This is a genomic window from Serratia sp. KG1D (genome assembly GCF_037150675.1).
GTDB lineage: Bacteria > Pseudomonadota > Gammaproteobacteria > Enterobacterales > Enterobacteriaceae > Serratia > Serratia nematodiphila.
The window spans coordinates 84,592-103,450 of the sequence record NZ_JBAGIH010000002.1 but is presented as its reverse complement, the minus strand read 5'-3'; the positions used below and the strand labels follow the sequence as shown (position 1 = coordinate 103,450).

The following is an 18,859-nucleotide window of genomic DNA, read 5'->3' as shown; positions in this document are numbered from 1 at the left end:
GCATGTTATCGAACGGCAGCCAGCGATAGCTAACGGCGCATAGGACACCAAATAAAGGATGATAACGGCTCAGGCCAATTTGTAAAGCCGGCCAACTATTAACCGGAAAGCTCTTGTTTTCTAAAGGCTGCTGTAGGGTGTTAACTCCGCCGCATAAATCGATAAACCAACGCCAGGATCAGTAGCGGCGGGGATGTGCCCCTGTTTCTGTCCTTAACGTTATCAATCTTTGCCATACCAGGATTTAAAATACTTCAGGAAACTGTAGGCCACGGCATAGAAGCCAGTGACGGCGCCGACTTTGCCTTCCTTCCATGCGCCGCTCAGTATGTACCATTTAAAAAATGCGCCGATCGCGCTAACGACGCCACGAAATATCGAGGGCCTAATGTTTCTGTATTTTACTACCCTTGTCGTATAGCTATTGAGCTTGTTGAATATTTCATGGAGAGAGTAAAAGGTATCGTGCTTAACATTGCCGGGAATGACCGACGTGTGAATATAGCCTTCAGCGGCATCATCTACCGGAGCATCATTGAACCTGACCTGTGTTCTATTGAACAGCCGAACGGGGTAGTCCGGTGAGGAGATGGGATAAATCGTTCTGACTGGCTGTCCGAGAACAAACCAATTCCTTTTGATTCTAAAGGCTTGCTGTGGCGGTGGGTTTTCCTGCGCTTTGAATTTTAAAATGGACGCTATGGTTTCGGCATCAAGGATTTCGTCGCTGTCCAGGCACAACACCCAGTCATGATGAGCTTGAGAAATCGCAAAGTTCATTTGCCGTCCGTGAGTCTCGAAACGATGATAAATAGGGCTTATTCCAAAGCTTTGGCAAATAGACAGCGTTTTATCCGTACTGCCGGAGTCCACCACAATCCACTCATCCGCAATGCCCATGAGTGGAGAAAGCACCTCGTGTAATAAACGAGAGGAGTTAAAAGTCAGTATACAAACAGCTATCTTTGCCATTAACTAACATCCTTAAAAATCGCGAGCAGGTGAGTGCGTGATATTTTCTCTGGAATGGAAATTACGATTCTCTTCTTATCCCTTATCAACCTCAGAAAATGCTTAACCCCGCCGGTCAAACCGATAAACCAGCGCCAGCGCCAACGCCAGGAGCAAAAGCGGCGGGGCGAGGGCGGTGAAGGGCGAGTTGAGGGCGAACAGCAACCCCAGGTTGAGAACGATCTGGTAAGCGATGTAGGTCAGCAGCCCGATGATGACGCCAAGCGCTAGCCGGCTGCCCATGCCGGGGGCGCGCGGGGCGGTGAAGGTAAACGGGATGGCCAGCAAAATCATCGCCAGCACCAGCAGAGGCTGGCCGAGTTTTTTCCACAGCGCCAGGCGGTATTCGGTGCTGGGCTGCCCCGAGCCTTGCAGGTAATCGATATAGCGATCCAGCTGTTGGAGCGAGAAACTGCCCGCCGGCAGGGTCAGCTCTTTCAGGCTCGGCACGGCGAACAGTGAGCGCCAGAGCAGGCTGTCTTGTCGCGCAATCGTCTCCTTTCTGCCTTGCCAGCTTTTCTGCATCACGTTGTGCAGCAGCCAGCTGCCGTCAGCGGCGGTGCTGGCGCTGTCGGCGTAAATGTAAGACTCCAGCGCGCGGTTGGCTTGATAACGGAAGATCTCAATGCCGTGGGGCTGGTCGTTCTCATCGACGGTCTTCACTGTTACAAACTCGTTGCCGTGCCGCGCCCACAGCGGGTTAACGGTAACGTCGTTATTATTCGACTGCGCCAGGGCGTTATTCTTCATTTGCAGCGCGCGTTGCTGCAGCGGCGAGGCGGCCCATTCATCGAGGGCGCCGAGCGAGAGGTTCATCAGCAGCCCGGCGGCGAGCATCACCAGCGCGATGCGGAATATCGACATCCCGGCGGAACGGATCGCCGTCAGCTCCAGGCTTTTGGAGAGCTGCCCCAGCCCGACGATGCCGCCGAGCAGCGCGATAAACGGCCCCAGATCGACCAGGCTGCGCGGCAGGGTCATCACGGTCACCAGCAGCGCCTGCTGCCAGCGGTAGCCGCCCGGGGTCACGTCCTCCAGCTCGTTGATCAGCGTAAAGGTGGTGAACAGCGGGATGAGCAGCCCGGCCGCGGCGGCGAAGCCGATGAACACGTTGCGGATCAGATAGCGGCTAAAAAGGGTCATCGGGAGGGTTTCCGCAGCAGAGATAGGTCGCGCGCCAGCAGCAGGGCGATACCGACAGCCATCGCTATCGGCACCAGCCAAACGCCGGGGATCGTTGGCAGAGAGCCGTTGGCCACCAGCGTGCGGCAAATGTTGCCGCCATAGAAAATCACGGTAAACAGAACCGTGAGGGGCAGCAGCGCGGCGTAGCGCCCCTGCCGCGGCTTGATGCGGCTAAAGGGGATCGCCAGCAGCACCATCAGCACGGTGGTCAGCCCGCGGCTCTCGCGCCATTGCAGTTCGGCGGCGTCGCCCGGATCGGCGGAGCGCGCCAGTTCCGCCGGCGAGGCCGACTTGTGCCGGCTCTCGGCGCTGGGCACGAACGGTTTGAGCGCGATGTCGAAGTTGTCGTAGTTCTGCCCGTTGTCGTCGGCGCCCTCACGATCCAGCACATAGGCGGTGCCGGTTTTCAGCCGCACGGCGGGGCTGGCGGGGGAGGCGTCGAGCACCTCCACCGACTGCGCGCGGTACAGGCTGGTGTGATGGCCGCCGCGCACATAAATCAGGGCGTCCGTCAGGTGGTTGGCCGTTTTGTCGACGTGACTGGCGAGGATCATGCGGCCGTTGCCGCTGACGTTGAATTTGTCGGCCTGCAGGTGGCTCACGTCCAGCACCGATTGCGACTGTTGCTGCAGCTGATAAATATTGGCGTACGCCCAGGGCCTGCCATACAGCGACAGCAGCGTGACCGCTATCGCCAGCGGCACGGCGAGTATCAGCACCGCCTTGTACAGCCGCAGCGGGCTGGCGCCGGCGGCCAGCATGGCGGTGATCTCCGCATCGCTGTACATCTGGCTCAGCGCGACCGCCACCGAGACATACAGCGCGACGGGCAATATCATCTCCAGCGCGATCAGCGATTTATAGAAAACCACGTCGGCCACCACCCGCAGCGCCAGCGTGCCGTTGGCGGCGTCGGTCAGGTAGCGCTGAGCGGAGTAGCTGGCGAACATGAAGATCAGAAACCCGGCGATCATCATCACCAGGCGGCGGATCTCAACCGTGATATAGCGTTCAATCAAAGACATGCGTTATCGGTTCCCGGCGGCGTGCGCTTCATGGCGTCTCCTGCGCGATCAGCGCGCGCAGCAGGGCGATCACCTGGTCAACTTCCTGCGGGGTGAGTGCGCCGTCCTTCGCCCACTGCACGCGCCCGGCCTTGTCCAGCACTACGATGGTGGAGCTCTCCTCCGGCAGCCGCCAGGCCATGCGCCCCAGCCCGTCGCTGTCGACGATGAATTGCGCCCAGGGGTAATGCCGCTTGTTTTTCTCGATCTTGCCGCGCACGAAGAAGCCGGAGCCCGGTATCGCGTCGTCGGTGTTGACGATGGTGGTCGGCTGGAAGCGATCGCCCGGCAGGTTCGCGTCCTTAACGGCGTTGATCAGCAGCGAGTTCTTCTTTTTGGCGGAGGTGCGCCCGGCGATGTACTGGATCACCCGCACCTTGCCCGCCAGTTTTGCGCTGTTCCACGACCGGTAGCTGAAATCGCCGTTGCGCAGCAGCAGCTCGCCGCGATCGGCGATGGCGATCGGCGCCACCGGCCGGCCATGCACGAAGTTATGCGCAGATGCCGTCAGCGGCGACAGCAGCAGCGCAAGGGTCAGCAAGCGACGTAACGTCATCATGGCTCCGTGCAACCCGCTTATCTGCCCGCCGCGATGGCCGGCTGGGAAAACGACAGCGGAAAACGCGCCAGCAGCAGCTCCAGGCGCTGGCGGATGTCGATATCCAGGATCGCCGGCCGATCATAGATATCGCCGCCGGCCAGCTTGTCCGCCACCATCACGTCATGCCGGTCGCCCATCAGGCCGTTAATCGCCGCCAGGAAGCGCGAGATCTGCCGGGCCTCGCGGTTGTCGGGATCGATCGATCTCAGCGTGTCGTAGAACGAGACCTGGCGGCTGACGATTTTGCGCACGTCATGGAACTGATGCCCGGTCAGCGCCGGGCCGGCGATCAGCGTTTGCAGCTGGCGCATTTGCTCCTGGCGGTAGGTGATAAAGCCCTGTGCGCTTTCCAGCCGGGTGTGGCGCAGCGCATAGCGCACGTAAGACCACACCGGCTTGCTGAGCAGCAGCCGCAGCAGGTTGCCGTACAGCGTCAGGTTCTTCTGGTTGCCGTTGCGAAACGCGTCCTGAAAATGGCCGAGCACCACGGTGGTGGTGTGGAACAGGCGGTTGGCGCGGTGGGGGGCGCCGTACAGCTGCTGGGCGAAGCGCAGGTGCTTATAGCGGGCGCGGATATATTTGTAGCGCATGCGGGTAGCCGCCGCCAACTGCGGGTCTTGCAGGAAACCGTTCACCAATTGCAGCAGCTCGCGGCGGGAAAAGCCGTCTTCCCAAAACTGCAGGCACAGCGCGTAGTTGTCCCGAATGCTCTCGGGGGAGCATTCCAGATCAATCTGCTGCGGCAGGCTGATATTCGCCTCAACCAGGTCGTCCTCTTCCACCGCGACAAACAGCGCCTGGGTGGTTTCGGCTGAGAACTTTTTCCAATTATTGCTAGCGGTCATTGATTACTCTCTTTGGGCACATTCAGCCCCAACATAAAGCGATTGCGGTAGGCGCCGATCGTCGGTATCAGGGATAACAGAACGTCTAAACATTGCCCAAGTAAATAAGCGAAGGCGGCGCCCTGTACGCCGAAGGCATACGCCATCGACACCAGCAGCGCAATGTAGGCCGCCGAGGCCGTCGCCTGCGCGATCAGGAAGGCGCGCTGTTTGCCCGCCATAAACAGTAAGGATTCCTGCGGGAAGCCCATCATGGAGACGATGATCGCGCCCAGCATGATTTGAATCAGGTCATAGGCTTCCAGGTATTGCTGCCCGAAGACCGCGGAAATAAGCGGCTTGCCCACCAGCAACATCAACACCGCAACGGCCAGGCCGATGCCGCCGGCCAGCAGCGAAGAGCGCAGGCCGAGCAGCCACGGGGTCTTGGTGCGCGGATCCAGGCGCATGATCTCGGGATAGAAGCTTTTCTCCAGCAGCTTGGCCGGGGTGCCCGTCGCATCGAAGAAGGTCATGGCGATCTTGAACAGCCCGGCGGCGGCCGGGCCGAGCACCACGCCCACCAGCACGGTGGTGCAGGAGTTGCGCGCGGCCCAGATGGTATGGGCGATGTTGGTGGTCCAGACGAAGTTCCAGGCGCCCTCGATGCGGCGCGCGGCGTTGAACAGGCGCGGCCTCAGCGCGCCATGGATATCGCGGCGGCGCAGCTCGCGCGCGGTGAACCACCAAAACAGCGTGCCGCCGATCAGGTTAGAGGCGTACCAGGTGACGATAAAGCCGGGGAACCCCAGATCGAAATAATAGGAGATGACGCTGCCCACCGCCTGCAGGAACGGTTTGATCGCCTGCTGGATGGCGATTAAATCGAAGCGGTTGAAGGCGCGCAGCACGCCGGTCGGCGTGGACGAGGTCATCGATGGGATCAGGGTGCAGTACAGCATGGCGAGCCAGAAGCTTTCGCTGTCCAGCCCCAGAGCGTGAGACAAGAACGGCAACATGATCATGCCGCCCAGCACGGCGATGACGCCGCTGGCGATATCCAGGCCGAAGGAGAAGGCGACGACGTCGCGGAAGCGCCCGGTATTTTGATGCTCCAGCGCCGGAGTGCCGAATTGCACCACAAACTGCCAGGTCTGGAATTTGATGAAATCGCTGACCGCTTTGGTATAGGCCTGAATCACCACCAGCACGCCGAACATTTCAGGCGACATGCCTTTACCGGCGCAGGAGAGCGCCAGCAGGCCGAGCAGCGCGCTGGCGACGCTGCCGGAGCCCAGGTAGGCGGCATTACGTAAAATGGAACGAAACGCGCCGTCGGAAAACCACCGTTTCATAGCCCAAACCAGCCGTTATCGTTGTTTTGCTGCATTTTGTGTTCCGCAGTCATGCGTTTGCCCTGTATTCGTTTAATAAACCTGAGTTTCTTCGCCGGCGTTCTCGCCGGGTTGCCCGAGATCGCTCTGCGGGCGCTTCGCGGGGTTCACCACGGCGGAAATGGCATTGAGCGCATTGCTCAGCACCTCGTCGTAAGGGGCTCTGGCGTCCAGCTCGATGATGCGCGAGCCGTTGTATTGCAGGCGCACCATGGCGGCGATCTTGTCTTTCAGCTCTTCGTAACTGTGATCGGGCTTGCGGGAAAAGGCCGTATCGACGTCGATATCAAGGCGAATGATCAGCTCCGGCCGATAGACGGCCATGCGTTGATATAAACGGCGTTCGCGCGCCGCCAGGCGGCTTAATAGCCACCCTTTTGCGCGTTCCACGCCGATTCCGGGCCCATCGTAGTAAAAACCTGAGATTTCCGCCTGCGGGTAGCGATCGCTGATCACCAGAACACCGCTCTGCGCCAGCCGCCGCACCTTGCGCAGGTTGGATGCGCGCCACAGCGAAAAGCCGTACATGATCAGCGCCGCCCACAGCGCCGGCGGCCTGTTGCTCATGCGTTGGGTTTTGTCGGATTTGGCCGCCAGGCGCCGTTCCAGCCACACGCCGATGAACGGCAAACGCTTGATTTTGTCGCCGTCTTCGCCGGAGATCAGCCCCAAATAGCGCCGCTCTGTGGGGCGATGTTGCTGCAGGTTTTTCACCAGGTCGGCGGTCAGCGTGGACTTGCCCGTGCCGTCGCTGCCCACCACGGCAATCAGCCCGGTGATGCAGGTGGGAGAGGTATCCTGTGTGGCGGTGAGTTTATTTTTTTTCATCTGTTTCGGTACGGAAAGGTTATTTGTCGGCTAGGCATTGGCGGCCCTCAGCGATATTTTAACGGCGCGCAGCGATGCGTCGAAAATACGGTCGGCCGGCTCGCGGCCGTCTAAATCCAATATGTTAGCGCCGTTAAACGTCAGGTGCGGGATGACGGCGATCTTTTCACGCAACGCCGCCAGCGAGTGATCGGGTTTGCGTGAATAGGCCGTTTGTTCGTCAATATCCAGCCGAATTAATAATAAGGGCTGATAAGACGCCATCCATTGGTACAGGTTTTGTTCGCGCTTTCTCAGCCAGCGGATCCAGCGATTGCCGCCGGCGGTTTTCGCCAGCTGCGGGCCATCGAAACGAAACCCCGCCACTTCGGCTTGCGGATAACGATCGGTGATCAGTAATGCGCCGCTGCGGCTTTTCTTCAGCATGCGACGGAATTTATAAACGCGCCAATAGGAGAGTAAAAATATCACCAGCGCCGTGGCATTATCCGGCGGTGTGGAAGGGCGCTCATGCACGCGTTCCGATTTCTTCAGCAAATAACGCCCGAAGGGCGCGCCAATAATCGGCAGCGAACTGATCCATTCGCCGATGCGCCCGGAAGACTGGCCGAGATACAGCAGTTCGGCAGGTTCTTGTGCCGATAAAGCGTTGACCAGGCTGGCGGCTAACGTGGATTTTCCCGAGCCGTCACAGCCGGTTATCGCTATTACGCGCACGGGCGAGCGATCAGATGAAGGTCTTATCTGCTGACTCACAATAATTGATCCAATGCGAAAAAAACTATTGTATTCCAATACGCCTTGGGTTCAAGATATTTATTGTGCTTTGCTGCGATAAAATAATGAGATCGGTATTCTTTTTCGTTATTTGAATTGATATTCATGGCGTTTGTTCTTGTTATTTTGTGCTAATTGTTCGTGCGTGGGCCGGTTTCGCTTTTTATGTTAATTTTCGGCATGGCTCACGGCGAAAAAAGAGCAGAGGTTTTCAATTTTCGCTTAATCTTTTGTGCTTTTTGGGCGCTGCGTATGGCAAATTTTTTTCACGCAGCCACCGCGGCAATGATAAGCGATCGTTCGCTTCAAATATGGCACGCCGTTTCTGGTGTATTGAAAGAGAGTCTTATTATGAGTGCAAAATTTCCGCCGCTGATTGCGGTTATCGGCAGCGACGGATCGGGTAAGTCCACCGTTTGTGAACATCTGATCGAGTATGTGAAACATTATGGCCCGGCGGTGCAGGTGCATCTGGGCAAGCAGGCGGGCAACGTCGGGCGCGCGGCGGCGAAATTGCCGCTGCTCGGGCGCTCGGTGGGCAAGGCTATCGAGAGCAATACCAAAAAAGTCAAAACGAAAAAATCCCGCATCGGCCTGTTGCCGTCGGCGGTGATTATCGCTTTCGTGGGGCGGCGGCTGCTGCGTTTTCGCCGCATGCTGGCGTATCGCCGGCAAGGGTTCATCGTGTTGACCGACCGTTTTCCGCAGGCGCAGATCCCTGGCGCTTACGACGGCACGGTTTTTCCCGTCGACGTTGAAGGGAGCCGTTTCGTCCGTTGGCTGGCGGCGCGTGAACGGGCGGCGTTTCAATGGATGGCGGGGCAAAAACCGGATCTGGTGCTCAAGCTGAATGTCAGTCTGGACGTGGCCTGCGCGCGCAAACCCGATCACCGCAAAGCGGCGCTGGAGAAGAAGATCGCCGTCACGCCGCTATTGACGTTCGAAGGCGCCGACATCGTGGATCTCGATGCCGATCGGCCGATCGAGGAGGTGCTTTCGGCGGCGGAAAAAGCCATCGCGGAATTTATGGCGGCGCAGGGGTATCGCTATTCGGCTGATGGGGTATCAACGGCTGCGCACTGAGGTGCGCATCGGTTCGGCAGGGCGGCGTGGCCATTTTCGGCACCGCCGCCGCGGCCGAGAAGGAAAGGCTTTATTTTTTCAGCGCTGCAAAGGCGCGCACGATGGTGTCGATTTCTTCATCGCTGTGCGCGGCATTGACGCTGCAACGCAGCAGGGTCACGCCCGCCGGCGCGGCCGGTGGCAGCACCAGGTTCACATAGACGCCGTGGGCGATCAGCTCGCGCCAGAAACGCAACCCTTCTTCCTTTGAACCGATCATGACCGGCACCACCGGGCTGATGCGCGGCCCCAGGGTATAGCCCAGCTCGGCGAGGCCGTGGTACAGGCGGTGCGCATTGCTCCACAGTTTTTCCCGCAGCTCGGGATGGCGGGCGATTTTTTGCAGCGCCGTGCGCACCGAAGCGATGCTGGACGGCGACGGCGAAGCGGTAAAGATATACGGCCGGCTGCTGTAGCGCAGCACGTCCATCCCCTTGCCGCCGACGGCGAAGCCGCCGATCGAAGCCAGGCTTTTGCTGAAGGTGCCCAGGATGATATCCACGTCTTGCTCGACGCCCAGCGCTTCGGCCAGGCCGCGGCCGTGCTCGCCCATTACGCCGAAGGAGTGCGCTTCGTCGACCAGCAGATACCCGCCCAATCGCCGCTTGATGTCGACGATTTCCACCAGCGGGGCGACGTCGCCCAGCATGCTGTAGATGCCTTCCACGATAATGATCGCCTCGCGGGCGCGTTCGCCCAGACGCACCATGCGGCGCTCCAGATCGGCGGCGTCATTGTGGCGGAAGCGAATAATTTCCGCGCCGCCGAGGGCGCAGGCGTCGTAAATGCTCGCGTGGCTGTCCGCGTCGATCAGCACCACGGCACCCGGTCCCGCCAGCGTGCTGATGACGCCCAGGTTGGCGGTATAGCCGGTGGAGAACACGATGGCGCTCGGGCGATCGAAGAATTCCGCCAGCTCCCGTTCCAGCGTCAGGTGCGATCCGTAACTGCCGTTCGCCATGCGCGAGCCGGTGGTGCCGGTGCCGAGCGCGGCCAGAGCCGCCTGGCCGGCGGCGATCGCCTGCGCATCGAACGTCAGGCCAAGGTAATTATTGGTGCCGGCGAGGACAATCTTTTGATCGCCGATGCGCCCCTGGGTGGCGGAATACACTTCGTCGATACAGGTGCCGAACGGATTCAGACCGGACGTTTGAAATTGTTCACGGTCATTGGCGAGCCGCGCAAACTTATCATACAGTCCCATGGTTTTTCTCCAGATAAGGGCGCAGCGCGTCAAGCAGTTGCTCAGGCGTTCTGACATCAAGCAATATATTGATAGGAATGGAGATATCTAATTCATCTTCCAGCATCATAAGCAGATCCAAGACTCTGATGGATTCCAGGCCAAGATCATTGACGAGATCGCTATCAGGTTTTATTTCCACTCCGCCTTCGACGATACCTTGCAAACACGTCAGGATATAATCCATTACAGCATCGCGATTTAGCATAAGAACGTTGACACACCTCTACTTGGAATAATTAAAACAGCCCTTCACGCAGCGCGCGTTCCAAACTCACCTGTGGAAACCAATTAATCTGTTGAGACAGCGCCTGATTACTGGCGGACCAGTCGCGATGCGTTAATTCGCGTATTTTGCTGCGCGTCAGCATCGGTTCTTGTTTTACCAGGCGGTTCCACACCACGCTGATATCCGCCAGGGCTTTCAGCAGCGGCAGCGGAATGCCCACCAGACGCACCGGCCCGTGACGCACGGCGGCGCCGATGTCTCGCAGGCGCAGCCAGTTATAGCCTTCGGCCACGCCGTCGCACAGTTCGTAAATATTCGGCTGCGCGGGTTCGGTTTGCACCCATTGGCTGACCGCCTTTGCCAAATCGCTCACGTGCAGAAAAGAGAGCCTGGCGTCAGGCGCGCCCAACCGGGGCAGCACGCCGCGCAGCAGGCCGTTGAACAGCGGTTTCAGCTCTTTATCGCCGGGTCCGTAAACCGCCGTCGGGCGGAAAATCCCCAGCGCGATATCGCCCGTGGCGGCGATGAGTTGCTGCTCGGCGGCCTGTTTTGAATGGGCGTACCAGGACAGCGCCGGATGGCGGGCCGCCAGCGACGACATGAACAAGAAGCGATTGCAGCGGCCGTTCTGTTTGGCCGCCTGCATCAAATTCAGGCTGCCGGTGACGTTGCAGCGGGTGAACACCGCTTCCGCATGCCCGCGCACCTGGCCCGCACAATGCACGACGCACTCCGCGCCGCGCACCAGTTCGGTGAGCGAGGGCCGATCTTCCAGCGCGCCGGGGATCCACTGCAGGTTGTCTGCGGCGGCTTTTCCGGCTTGCCGCGTCAGGGCGCGCACGCTAAACCCTTGCGCCAGCAGTTCCTGGACGATATGCCGGCCGATAAAGCCGGTCGCGCCCGTCACTGCCACGGTGCCGCTCATTGCGCGAAACCGGCCAGCTGCGGCATTTGCGGGTAGAGCGAAGCGCTCAGCCAGCGTTTCTTGGCCTCCGCGCGCGCGGGTTTACCCGACGACGTGCGGGGAATGCTGTGCGGCGGCAGCAGCTCAATGTCCACCGCGATGCCGAACTCGCTTTGAATGCGCGCGCTCAGCGAATGCACGATTTGTTCACGGCGTTCTTCCGAACTGACTCGACACTGGATCTGCAAAATGATCCTGGCCGCTTCGTCGTGTTCTTCGGTCACGAAGGCAATCGCATCGCCGGAACGGATTTCCGGTTCGGATTCCGCGACGTACTCAATATCCTGCGGCCAGATATTACGGCCGCGAATGATGATCAAATCCTTCTTGCGGCCGGTGACGTACAGATAGCCGTCCAGCAGATAGCCGAGATCGCCGGTGTCCATCCAGCCGGTCACCTGGATCTGCTGCTGGGACTCATCGTCGCAGAAATAGCCGTTCATCAGGCTAGGGCCGGAAATCGTGATATGGCCGACCTGACGTTCCGGCAGCGGTTGCCCGGTTTCGCTGCGGATCTCGATGCGGTGGCCGGGCAGCGCACGGCCGCAGTTGACGAAGGTCGAGACGGCGCGGGTCTTCTTGCCTGGCGCGACCGCTTTACCCTCGTATTCCAAAATATCGCGGTCGACCTCGTTGGTTTGCGGGCCGGAGCAAGGGTCGGAAAAACTCACCGCCAGGGTGTTCTCGGCCAGGCCGTAGCACGGCATGAAGGCTTTGCTGTCGAAGTTGATGCTGCTGAAGTGTTCGCCAAACTGGCTGAGCAGCTCGGCCGGGATCGGCTCGGCGCCCACGCCGGCGACCCGCCAGCTGGAAAGATCCAGATCGGCCAGCTCTTTGGCGTTGCTGCGGCGCAGACACAGATCGTAGCCGAACGGCGGGGCGACGGACACCGTGCCGCGGTTCTTGGCGATCAGTTTCAGCCACTGCATCGGGCGCATGGCGAAATCTTGCGTGCGCAGGTAGTCGACGGACAGCTGGGTCGCCACCGGCGTCAGCAGGAAACCGACCAGGCCCATATCGTGATAGAAGGGCAGCCACGACACGCAGCGGTCGCCCGCGCGCAGCTTGATCCCGTCGCGACTGATCGCGTTCAGGTTCGCCATCGCCGCCCGCTGGGTGATGATCACGCCGCGCGGGAAGCGGGTGCTGCCCGAGGTGTATTGGAGATAGGCGATATCGTCGGGCGAAGGCGCCGGCAACGCGATCTCCGGCTCTGGCAAGGCGTTAAAGTCCGCGTCGCTGAGGATGTGCATCGCCGACGTGTTTTCCGTGGCCGACGCGATGAGCGGTGTCCACTCTTCGCTGCTGATGATCGCCGCGGGGTTGCAGCTGGCGATCAGCCCTTTCAGTTTGGCGGTGTAGGAGTCGCGCTGGCCAACGCCCATCGGGATCGCCAACGGCACCGCCACCAGGCCGGCATATTGGCAAGCGAAAAAGGCTTCGACGAAGCCCGGGCTGGTTTCGGCGATAAGCGCCACGCGATCGCCTTTCTTGAGCTTCAGGGACAATAAACGCCGCGCGCCCGCGATCGCTTTCTGCTGCAGCGTGCGATAGTCGAGAACGGTCACGAGTTGATTGCGACGGTCGTAAAAATTCATTCCCGTATTACCGAGCGCCGCGTAATCCAACGCGTCTACTAACGTGGGGAAGTCCGCATAGCGCATGGGAAGAGAATGAACGGAACTTGTTTCAGACATAGACAAACTTAGCCATAGATTAAAAATCACCAAAAGAGAGAAATCACTCTTGGCGAGGTAATTGATGTTTTACTATGAATAGGTTTTGAATAAGTTTGTTATTCAACCATCTTCATTCCGCGAACAGCGTATATTGCCGTGCTTGAGCGGCATGCCGGTTATTAACCGGGCAGAGCGTGAGTAGCCCGAGTCATCAGCCTTGAGCGGCACCCTGGCGAGATACGAGAGACTATTGTAATATCCGGGCTTCGCCGTTCTTTAGTCTGCATCTGTCGGGCAGGAAATAACTGTCGGCTCATAGGTTATGACCTCATGCATGGCTATCTTGGAACTTAAACACTTCATAAACAGTATGCCGCAAGAAATTCAAAAGTGAACGATTCATTTAAGGCTAATCTTAAAAATAGCATTAAGTGGTAAAAATGGCGGCGCACCTCCTGATTAAAGTCGGTACACTAAAAGCGGCGAGTTTCTTTTACCATAACAGCACGAAATAATAAAAGAGCACTATTAGCGTAGCCTGGCTGCGCCGCTTTCTGTTTCCTTTTTTTATCAATTATGGACATCGCAGGGTGAATGTCAGGCAACACATTGCTGATTCGCCGGGGGGGAATATTCGGTTTTTCTTATCATTGAGCCGGAGGCAATACACAATTCAATAAAAGGCAACAGCATAAAAAATGCTAAAGGCGTTGTCGCGTGCTTATTTAATTATTTTATTAAAACGTAAGGCTATTTATGATCCGTATTGAGAAAGTTCTGGATAAACGCGAACTTAAAGAATTTATTGCTTTCCCCTCGCAACTGTTTCGCGATGATCCGAACTGGATTGAGCCGCTGCATGTAGAGCGCGAAGAGCACCTGTCAAAGAAGAATCCCGGGACCGACCATATTGAATGGCAGGCATGGGTGGCCAAAAAACAGGGCAAAGTGGTTGGGCGCATCACTGCGCAAATCGATTCTTTGCACCGGGAGCTGCATGGTGAGGATACCGGCCACTTCGGCATGATTGACGCCGTTGACGATCCCGCCGTGTTCAGCACCTTATTCACGGTAGCGGAGGAGTGGCTGAGGTCGAAAGGCGCGCGTAAAATCACCGGGCCATTCAGCCTCAATATCAATCAGGAAAGCGGCCTGTTGGTCGAAGGGTTCGATACCCCGCCTTCCGCCCTGATGACGCACGCGAAACCCTACTACGCGGCCCAGATAGCGCAGCAGGGCTACAGTGAAGGGATTGATTTGCTTGCCTATTGGATGAAAAGAACCGACCTGCATTTTTCGCCGTCGTTAACCCGGATGATGGATCAGGTGCGTAAAAAGGTGACCGTCCGCCGTCTCAATCGCAAGCGCTTTCGCGAGGAGATGCAGGTGCTGCGCGAGGTGTTCAACTCCGGATGGCAACATAACTGGGGGTTTGTCCCGTTCACCGAGCATGAGTTCGCCACCATGGGGGATCAGCTGAAGTTCCTGGTGCCCGACGATATGATCCATATCGCCGAGGTGGATGGCGCCCCCTGCGCCTTTATCGTCGGTCTGCCGAACATTAACGAAGCGATTGCCGATCTGCAGGGGCGTTTATTGCCGTTTGGCTGGGCGAAGCTATTGTGGCGCCTGAAAGTCAGCGGCGTGCGCACCGCGCGCGTGCCGTTGATGGGCGTACGCCAGGAATATCAATTCAGCCGCATCGGGCCCATTATTGCGCTGCTGCTGATTGAGGCGCTGCGCGAGCCTTTCGCGAAGCGCAATATCGACGCGCTGGAAATGTCGTGGATCCTGGAAACCAATACCGGCATGCGGACGATTTTAGAACGCATTGGCGCGGTGCCGTACAAGCGTTACCGCTTGTACGAGAAAACGCTTTAAGCGGCTGATATCGCGTCCCCTTTTTACGCTCCCAGAATAATAACCGCGCCAGGGCATTTTCGGGCGGTGCCGTTTCAGGAGCAGGGTGACGGCGAGTGAGTGAATGCATCGTTTTCTGAAAGAGAACGGTTAAGGTTTTTAATTAATAAACTTGAGATAAATTCACGCTGCGTGATTTATTTGCGAGTGACTGTCGCAGTTTTGACGAGAGCTGATTGTATGCCTGTGGAAAAGAAAAAAGGAATAAGCCGATTAACCTACAGCATTAGGAATTCCTGGGCCGGGTTTATTGATGCTGTGCTTACCGAAGATGCGTTCCGCCAATTATTGGTTATTAACGCTATTTTACTGGTTGTTACATTTGGTTTGGATATTACAAATATAGAAAGGCTGTTATTAATCACCTGCAGTTTTCTGCTATTGGTGGTTGAGCTGCTTAATACGGCGATTGAAACCGTAGTCGATCGCATTTCGCTGGAATTACATCCGTTATCCAAACGCGCCAAAGATTTGGGCGGCGCAGCGCAGCTGGTAGCCGTGGTGATGACTATCATTATTTGGGGAATGGTGCTGCTGGGGCGATAGGGGCTTGGGTGGTTCAACCACCCAGTCGGTGAACGTGGCGATATAAGCGGTTATCATCGCTGTTTTGCGTCTTCTGCCATTTAAGCAAGGAGAGTTGGCCGTTATGCCCGTGAATTTTGATCTCAACGATCTCTATGCGTTTCGCGCGCTGGTGGAGTATGGCAATTTTCGGCTGGCCGCAGAGTCCATCTGCCTGTCCCAGTCGGCATTGAGCCGCAGGATTGAGAAGCTGGAAAACGCGCTGGGCATCAAGCTGTTCGATCGCACCACCCGGCGCGTGACCTTGACGCTGTACGGGCAGGCTTTTGCCGAACGTTCGGAACAGTTGCTGATGAACGTCGAAGCGGTGATGGCCGATATCGATAAGGTCAGCCAGGAGCGGGTGGGGCTGGTTACCGTCGCCACGGTGCCCTCGGCGGCCTACTATTTCATGCCCGACGTGATACGCCGTTTCCGGCTGCGCTATCCGCGCGTGCGCGTCAAGCTGATCGACGGCAGCGCAGGTAATGTCATCGAGGCGGTCACCGGCGGCCAGGCCGATTTCGGCATCTGCTTCGCCGGGCGGCTGCAGCCTAATCTTGAATTTGTGCCGTTGGTGGGGGACGTCTACGTGGCCGCCTGCCGGCGCGACCATCCGCTCGCCGCTAAAAAGAGCCTCACCTGGCAAGAGTTCTATCAGCAGGATTACGTCTCGCTGGATAAAACCTCCGGCAATCGCAATCTGCTCGATCAGCGCCTGGAACACCTCGTGCCGGAACGCCCCAGCGTGTGTGAAACTCGCCATGTGACGACCATGCTGGGCATGGTTGAGGCGGGCATCGGCATTGCCGCCGTGCCCGCCATGTCGATGCCCACTTCAGAACATTCGGTGTTGACGTCGGTATCGCTGGTTGATCCGGTGGTGAAACGCACCGTCGGTTTGATCCGGCGCCGCGGCCGCATGCAGTCTTTCGTCGCCGCCGAGCTGGAAAAGCTGATTACTGAACAGTATCACTCTGCCTGACCGGCTGCTGCGCCGGCACGGTTCGCATGCCGGTCGCGCGAATGGTCGGCTGGGCCTGAGAGGAGGCGAGGAAGTCCAGCAACGCTTTGCCTTCGCGGCGGTGCTCGGCCTTGGCGGTCACCGCGCCGGCGAAGCGGGTGATGTACTGCACGTTTTCCGGCAGCTCGCCGATAAAGGTGACGCCCGCCACGGGCAGCAATTCGCTCACCTGCTGGAAGCCCAGCGCGTATTTCCCCTGCGCCACTTCAGAGGCCACCGGAATGCGCTCAACCTTATGCGCTTTCCCTTTCACCTGTTCCTCGATGCCCAGTTTTTTGAACAGTTGGCCGCTGACATAGCGGCCGCTGGCGCTGTCGGAATAGGCGAAAGAGTCCGCCTGCAGCAAGACATTGCGCAGCTCGGCATCCGTTTTTATCACCGGCTTGGGCGCGCCCTGTTTCACCACCATGCCGATCGGCGAATCGGCCAGCTCCACGCGCGAACCCGGCTGGGTCCAGCGCTCTTTTTCCAGTTGGGTGAGCGCGTCGCCCACCATGATCAGCACATCGGCTTGCTCTCCGCGCGCCAGCCGCGCGGGGATCGCCTGCGGCGTTTTGCCCATCGAGGGGCCGGACACCAGAATGATTTTGTCGCCGCTTTGAGCTTCATATTCCGGAGCCAGCTTCTCCAGCGCGGCTTTGAAGCCGCCGGAAATCATGACGGTCACGTCTTTGGCCAGCGCCGCCGTACTGCAGGAGGCGCACACCAGCGCGGCGAGGATCGAACGAGTGAGTTTTTGCATGGCATCATTCCTTTTGAGATGGCGGCTTAGCGCGCGGTTTGCAGCGGCATGGCGATGCGGCGATACATATACAGCGTCGCCAGCAGGGCGCACAACGCGGCGAAGCTCATCCAGTAGCCCGGTGAAGCCTTGTCGCCGGTGTATTCGATCAACGCGGTGGAGACTACCGGCGTAAAGCCGCCGAACACCGCCGTCGCCAGGCTGTAGGCGAGCGAGAACCCGGCCACCCGCACTTCCGTTGGCATGATCTCCGTCAACGCCGGGATCATGGCGCCGTTGTAGAGGCCGTAAATGAAGGACAGCCACAGCAGCACGGCCAGCATCATGCTGAAGCTGGGGGCGGCGGCGAGCAGGCTCAGCGCCGTGTAGGCGGTGGCCAACGTCAGCAACGTCATGGCGACCAGCACCGGTTTGCGGCCGAAACGGTCCGACAGCGCGCCGCCGATGGGCAGCCAGATGAAGTTGGAGATCGCCACCAGCAGGGTGACCAGCAAGCTGTCGGAAGCGCTGAGCAGCAGCACCTTTTTGCCGAAGGTCGGCGCATAGACGGTGATGAGGTAAAACGCGGTGGTGGTCATGGCGACCATAAGCATGCCGGCGATCACCACCGGCCAGTTTTTCAGCAGGGTTTTAAACACGTCGCGCATCGCCAGGTGGTGACGGCGAGCGGTAAATTCCTGCGTCTCTTCCAGCTTGCGGCGCAGGAAAAAGATGAAGGGAACGATCAGGCAGCCGAACAGGAAAGGCAGGCGCCAGCCCCATTCGCGAATGGCGCTTTCTTCCAGCGCCGCATTGAGCGCGAAGCCCATGGCCGCCGCCACCATGATAGCCACCTGCTGGCTGCCGGACTGCCAGCTGGTGTAGAAGCCTTTACGGCCCGGCGTGGCGATTTCGGCCAGATAGACGGACACGCCGCCCAGCTCCGCGCCCGCCGAGAAGCCTTGCAACAGACGCCCGCACAGCACCAGCAGCGGCGCCCAAAGCCCGATGCTTTGGTAAGAGGGGATCAGCACGATCAGGAAGGTGCCCGCGGCCATGATCGACAGGGTGACGATCAGCCCTTTGCGGCGGCCGACTTTATCGATGTAAGCGCCCAGCACGATGGCGCCGATCGGGCGCATCAGAAAGCCCGCGCCGAATACCGCGAAGGTCATCATCAGCGAGGCGAACTCGCTGCTGGCCGGGAAAAAGGTGTGTGCGATGTAGGTAGCGTAAAAGCCGAACAGGAAAAAATCGAACTGCTCTAAAAAGTTGCCGGAGGTGACGCGCAGTATCGCGCCGGATCTGGCCCGGGTGGTCATGGGTGAGGTAGAGGAATGCATCGTTATCTCCAGTTTGTTATTGGCGCCTGACGCCGCGCCTGTTGCTGAAGACTCGCTCAGGAAAATAAAGTAAATAAGCGCAATAAACGCATGGCGCGATGCGTTTGGCGCATCAATCTGCGTTAACAATGTTGCCTAACCCGATGTAACGTGGCGTTAACAAGTTTGCCGCTCACCGCCCGCTGCGCAGAACGCCGAAAACGTTATGCGCTTTTTGTGACAGGGTTCATAAAGGGGCGCGGGGAAGCGCCCGTGCCTCTGAACGATTATTCGATACCGCTCGTAAAAAGGTGAATGCCGCGCACTGCGTTTGCAAAATGCGTGGATGTACGTTCAGCCTTGCAGTAACAACGCATGCCTTTGCAT

18 protein-coding genes are annotated in these 18,859 nt (G+C 58.5%); 4 read left to right on the top strand and 14 right to left on the bottom strand.

Annotated elements, in window-relative coordinates; all coding sequences use genetic code 11:
• Positions 1-222: 222 nt before the first annotated feature.
• The 8 genes from WFM45_RS12235 to WFM45_RS12200 all read right to left on the bottom strand — a co-directional run bounded on the left by WFM45_RS12235 (position 223) and on the right by WFM45_RS12200 (position 7,663).
• Entirely contained in the window at positions 223-972 is a 750-nt protein-coding gene (locus WFM45_RS12235) for a glycosyltransferase family 2 protein (protein WP_336955837.1), read from the bottom strand.
• A gap of 102 nt (positions 973-1,074) precedes the next feature.
• Positions 1,075-2,154, bottom strand: a complete 1,080-nt coding sequence (gene lptG / locus WFM45_RS12230) for an LPS export ABC transporter permease LptG (RefSeq protein ID WP_336955835.1) — start codon at positions 2,152-2,154, stop codon at positions 1,075-1,077.
• On the bottom strand, positions 2,151-3,221 hold the full coding sequence (gene lptF / locus WFM45_RS12225; protein WP_033632591.1) for an LPS export ABC transporter permease LptF: 1,071 nt from the start codon (positions 3,219-3,221) through the stop codon (positions 2,151-2,153). The genes lptG and lptF overlap by 4 nt, the downstream gene beginning before the upstream one ends.
• Before the next feature lie 28 nt (positions 3,222-3,249).
• On the bottom strand, positions 3,250-3,816 hold the full coding sequence (locus WFM45_RS12220; RefSeq protein ID WP_103085483.1) for a YtfJ family protein: 567 nt from the start codon (positions 3,814-3,816) through the stop codon (positions 3,250-3,252).
• Positions 3,817-3,836: 20 nt separating this feature from the next.
• Positions 3,837-4,706: a hypothetical protein gene (locus WFM45_RS12215; protein WP_016927024.1), complete on the bottom strand. Its 870-nt coding sequence runs from the start codon at positions 4,704-4,706 to the stop codon at positions 3,837-3,839.
• Positions 4,703-6,040, bottom strand: a complete 1,338-nt coding sequence (locus WFM45_RS12210) for a lipopolysaccharide biosynthesis protein (protein ID WP_060559893.1) — start codon at positions 6,038-6,040, stop codon at positions 4,703-4,705. The genes WFM45_RS12215 and WFM45_RS12210 overlap by 4 nt, the downstream gene beginning before the upstream one ends.
• Before the next feature lie 72 nt (positions 6,041-6,112).
• Positions 6,113-6,907: a hypothetical protein gene (locus tag WFM45_RS12205; protein ID WP_033632593.1), complete on the bottom strand. Its 795-nt coding sequence runs from the start codon at positions 6,905-6,907 to the stop codon at positions 6,113-6,115.
• Positions 6,908-6,937: 30 nt separating this feature from the next.
• Positions 6,938-7,663 carry a lipoprotein gene (locus tag WFM45_RS12200; protein ID WP_033632594.1) on the bottom strand — a complete coding sequence of 242 codons (726 nt, stop codon included), beginning with the start codon at positions 7,661-7,663 and terminating at the stop codon, positions 6,938-6,940.
• A gap of 372 nt (positions 7,664-8,035) precedes the next feature.
• Here WFM45_RS12200 and WFM45_RS12195 point away from each other — a divergent pair, with 372 nt between their 5' ends.
• Entirely contained in the window at positions 8,036-8,767 is a 732-nt protein-coding gene (locus WFM45_RS12195; protein WP_015378484.1) for an ATP-binding protein, read from the top strand.
• Positions 8,768-8,837: 70 nt separating this feature from the next.
• Here WFM45_RS12195 and spt read toward each other — a convergent pair whose 3' ends face one another.
• Genes spt through WFM45_RS12175 form a run of 4 tightly spaced genes read right to left on the bottom strand, consistent with a single transcriptional unit; the run spans position 8,838 to position 12,939 of the window.
• On the bottom strand, positions 8,838-10,010 hold the full coding sequence (spt, locus tag WFM45_RS12190) for a serine palmitoyltransferase (RefSeq protein ID WP_004935542.1): 1,173 nt from the start codon (positions 10,008-10,010) through the stop codon (positions 8,838-8,840).
• On the bottom strand, positions 9,997-10,257 hold the full coding sequence (locus tag WFM45_RS12185; protein WP_015378483.1) for an acyl carrier protein: 261 nt from the start codon (positions 10,255-10,257) through the stop codon (positions 9,997-9,999). The genes spt and WFM45_RS12185 overlap by 14 nt, the downstream gene beginning before the upstream one ends.
• A gap of 31 nt (positions 10,258-10,288) precedes the next feature.
• A complete protein-coding gene (locus tag WFM45_RS12180) occupies positions 10,289-11,203 on the bottom strand; it encodes an NAD-dependent epimerase/dehydratase family protein (protein ID WP_033632595.1) in 915 nt (304 codons plus the stop codon).
• Positions 11,200-12,939, bottom strand: coding sequence for a fatty acyl-AMP ligase (locus WFM45_RS12175; protein ID WP_033632596.1), 1,740 nt, complete (start codon positions 12,937-12,939; stop codon positions 11,200-11,202). The genes WFM45_RS12180 and WFM45_RS12175 overlap by 4 nt, the downstream gene beginning before the upstream one ends.
• Positions 12,940-13,677: 738 nt before the next feature.
• Between WFM45_RS12175 and WFM45_RS12170 the strand changes: the two genes are divergently transcribed.
• The 3 genes from WFM45_RS12170 (at position 13,678) to WFM45_RS12160 (ending at position 16,390) form a co-directional block, all read left to right on the top strand.
• On the top strand, positions 13,678-14,802 hold the full coding sequence (locus WFM45_RS12170; RefSeq protein ID WP_016927031.1) for a hypothetical protein: 1,125 nt from the start codon (positions 13,678-13,680) through the stop codon (positions 14,800-14,802).
• A 99-nt stretch (positions 14,803-14,901) separates the two neighbouring features.
• Positions 14,902-15,387 carry a diacylglycerol kinase gene (locus WFM45_RS12165; RefSeq protein WP_228392530.1) on the top strand — a complete coding sequence of 162 codons (486 nt, stop codon included), beginning with the start codon at positions 14,902-14,904 and terminating at the stop codon, positions 15,385-15,387.
• Positions 15,388-15,490: 103 nt separating this feature from the next.
• Positions 15,491-16,390 carry a LysR family transcriptional regulator gene (locus WFM45_RS12160; protein ID WP_049278342.1) on the top strand — a complete coding sequence of 300 codons (900 nt, stop codon included), beginning with the start codon at positions 15,491-15,493 and terminating at the stop codon, positions 16,388-16,390.
• Here the strand turns inward: WFM45_RS12160 and WFM45_RS12155 are convergent.
• Positions 16,365-17,171 (bottom strand): substrate-binding domain-containing protein, encoded by an 807-nt coding sequence (locus tag WFM45_RS12155; RefSeq protein ID WP_033632598.1) that lies wholly within the window; start codon positions 17,169-17,171, stop codon positions 16,365-16,367. The two genes, WFM45_RS12160 and WFM45_RS12155, sit on opposite strands and share 26 nt — an antisense overlap.
• Positions 17,172-17,197: 26 nt before the next feature.
• Positions 17,198-18,493, bottom strand: a complete 1,296-nt coding sequence (locus WFM45_RS12150) for an MFS transporter (RefSeq protein WP_336955824.1) — start codon at positions 18,491-18,493, stop codon at positions 17,198-17,200.
• Positions 18,494-18,859 lie beyond the last annotated feature (366 nt).

Bases quoted from the DNA above. Each gene is read 5' to 3' on its own strand.
- lptF (WP_033632591.1), bottom strand. From the start codon at position 3,221: ATGTCTTTGATTGAACGCTATATCACGGTTGAGATCCGCCGCCTGGTG.
- WFM45_RS12215 (WP_016927024.1), bottom strand. From the start codon at position 4,706: ATGACCGCTAGCAATAATTGGAAAAAGTTCTCAGCCGAAACCACCCAG.
- spt (WP_004935542.1), bottom strand. From the start codon at position 10,010: ATGGGACTGTATGATAAGTTTGCGCGGCTCGCCAATGACCGTGAACAA.
- WFM45_RS12235 (WP_336955837.1), bottom strand. From the start codon at position 972: ATGGCAAAGATAGCTGTTTGTATACTGACTTTTAACTCCTCTCGTTTA.
- WFM45_RS12210 (WP_060559893.1), bottom strand. From the start codon at position 6,040: ATGAAACGGTGGTTTTCCGACGGCGCGTTTCGTTCCATTTTACGTAAT.
- WFM45_RS12195 (WP_015378484.1), top strand. From the start codon at position 8,036: ATGAGTGCAAAATTTCCGCCGCTGATTGCGGTTATCGGCAGCGACGGA.
- WFM45_RS12220 (WP_103085483.1), bottom strand. From the start codon at position 3,816: ATGACGTTACGTCGCTTGCTGACCCTTGCGCTGCTGCTGTCGCCGCTG.
- WFM45_RS12180 (WP_033632595.1), bottom strand. From the start codon at position 11,203: ATGAGCGGCACCGTGGCAGTGACGGGCGCGACCGGCTTTATCGGCCGG.
- WFM45_RS12185 (WP_015378483.1), bottom strand. From the start codon at position 10,257: ATGCTAAATCGCGATGCTGTAATGGATTATATCCTGACGTGTTTGCAA.
- WFM45_RS12175 (WP_033632596.1), bottom strand. From the start codon at position 12,939: ATGTCTGAAACAAGTTCCGTTCATTCTCTTCCCATGCGCTATGCGGAC.
- WFM45_RS12150 (WP_336955824.1), bottom strand. From the start codon at position 18,493: ATGCATTCCTCTACCTCACCCATGACCACCCGGGCCAGATCCGGCGCG.
- WFM45_RS12160 (WP_049278342.1), top strand. From the start codon at position 15,491: ATGCCCGTGAATTTTGATCTCAACGATCTCTATGCGTTTCGCGCGCTG.
- WFM45_RS12170 (WP_016927031.1), top strand. From the start codon at position 13,678: ATGATCCGTATTGAGAAAGTTCTGGATAAACGCGAACTTAAAGAATTT.
- WFM45_RS12205 (WP_033632593.1), bottom strand. From the start codon at position 6,907: ATGAAAAAAAATAAACTCACCGCCACACAGGATACCTCTCCCACCTGC.
- WFM45_RS12155 (WP_033632598.1), bottom strand. From the start codon at position 17,171: ATGCAAAAACTCACTCGTTCGATCCTCGCCGCGCTGGTGTGCGCCTCC.
- lptG (WP_336955835.1), bottom strand. From the start codon at position 2,154: ATGACCCTTTTTAGCCGCTATCTGATCCGCAACGTGTTCATCGGCTTC.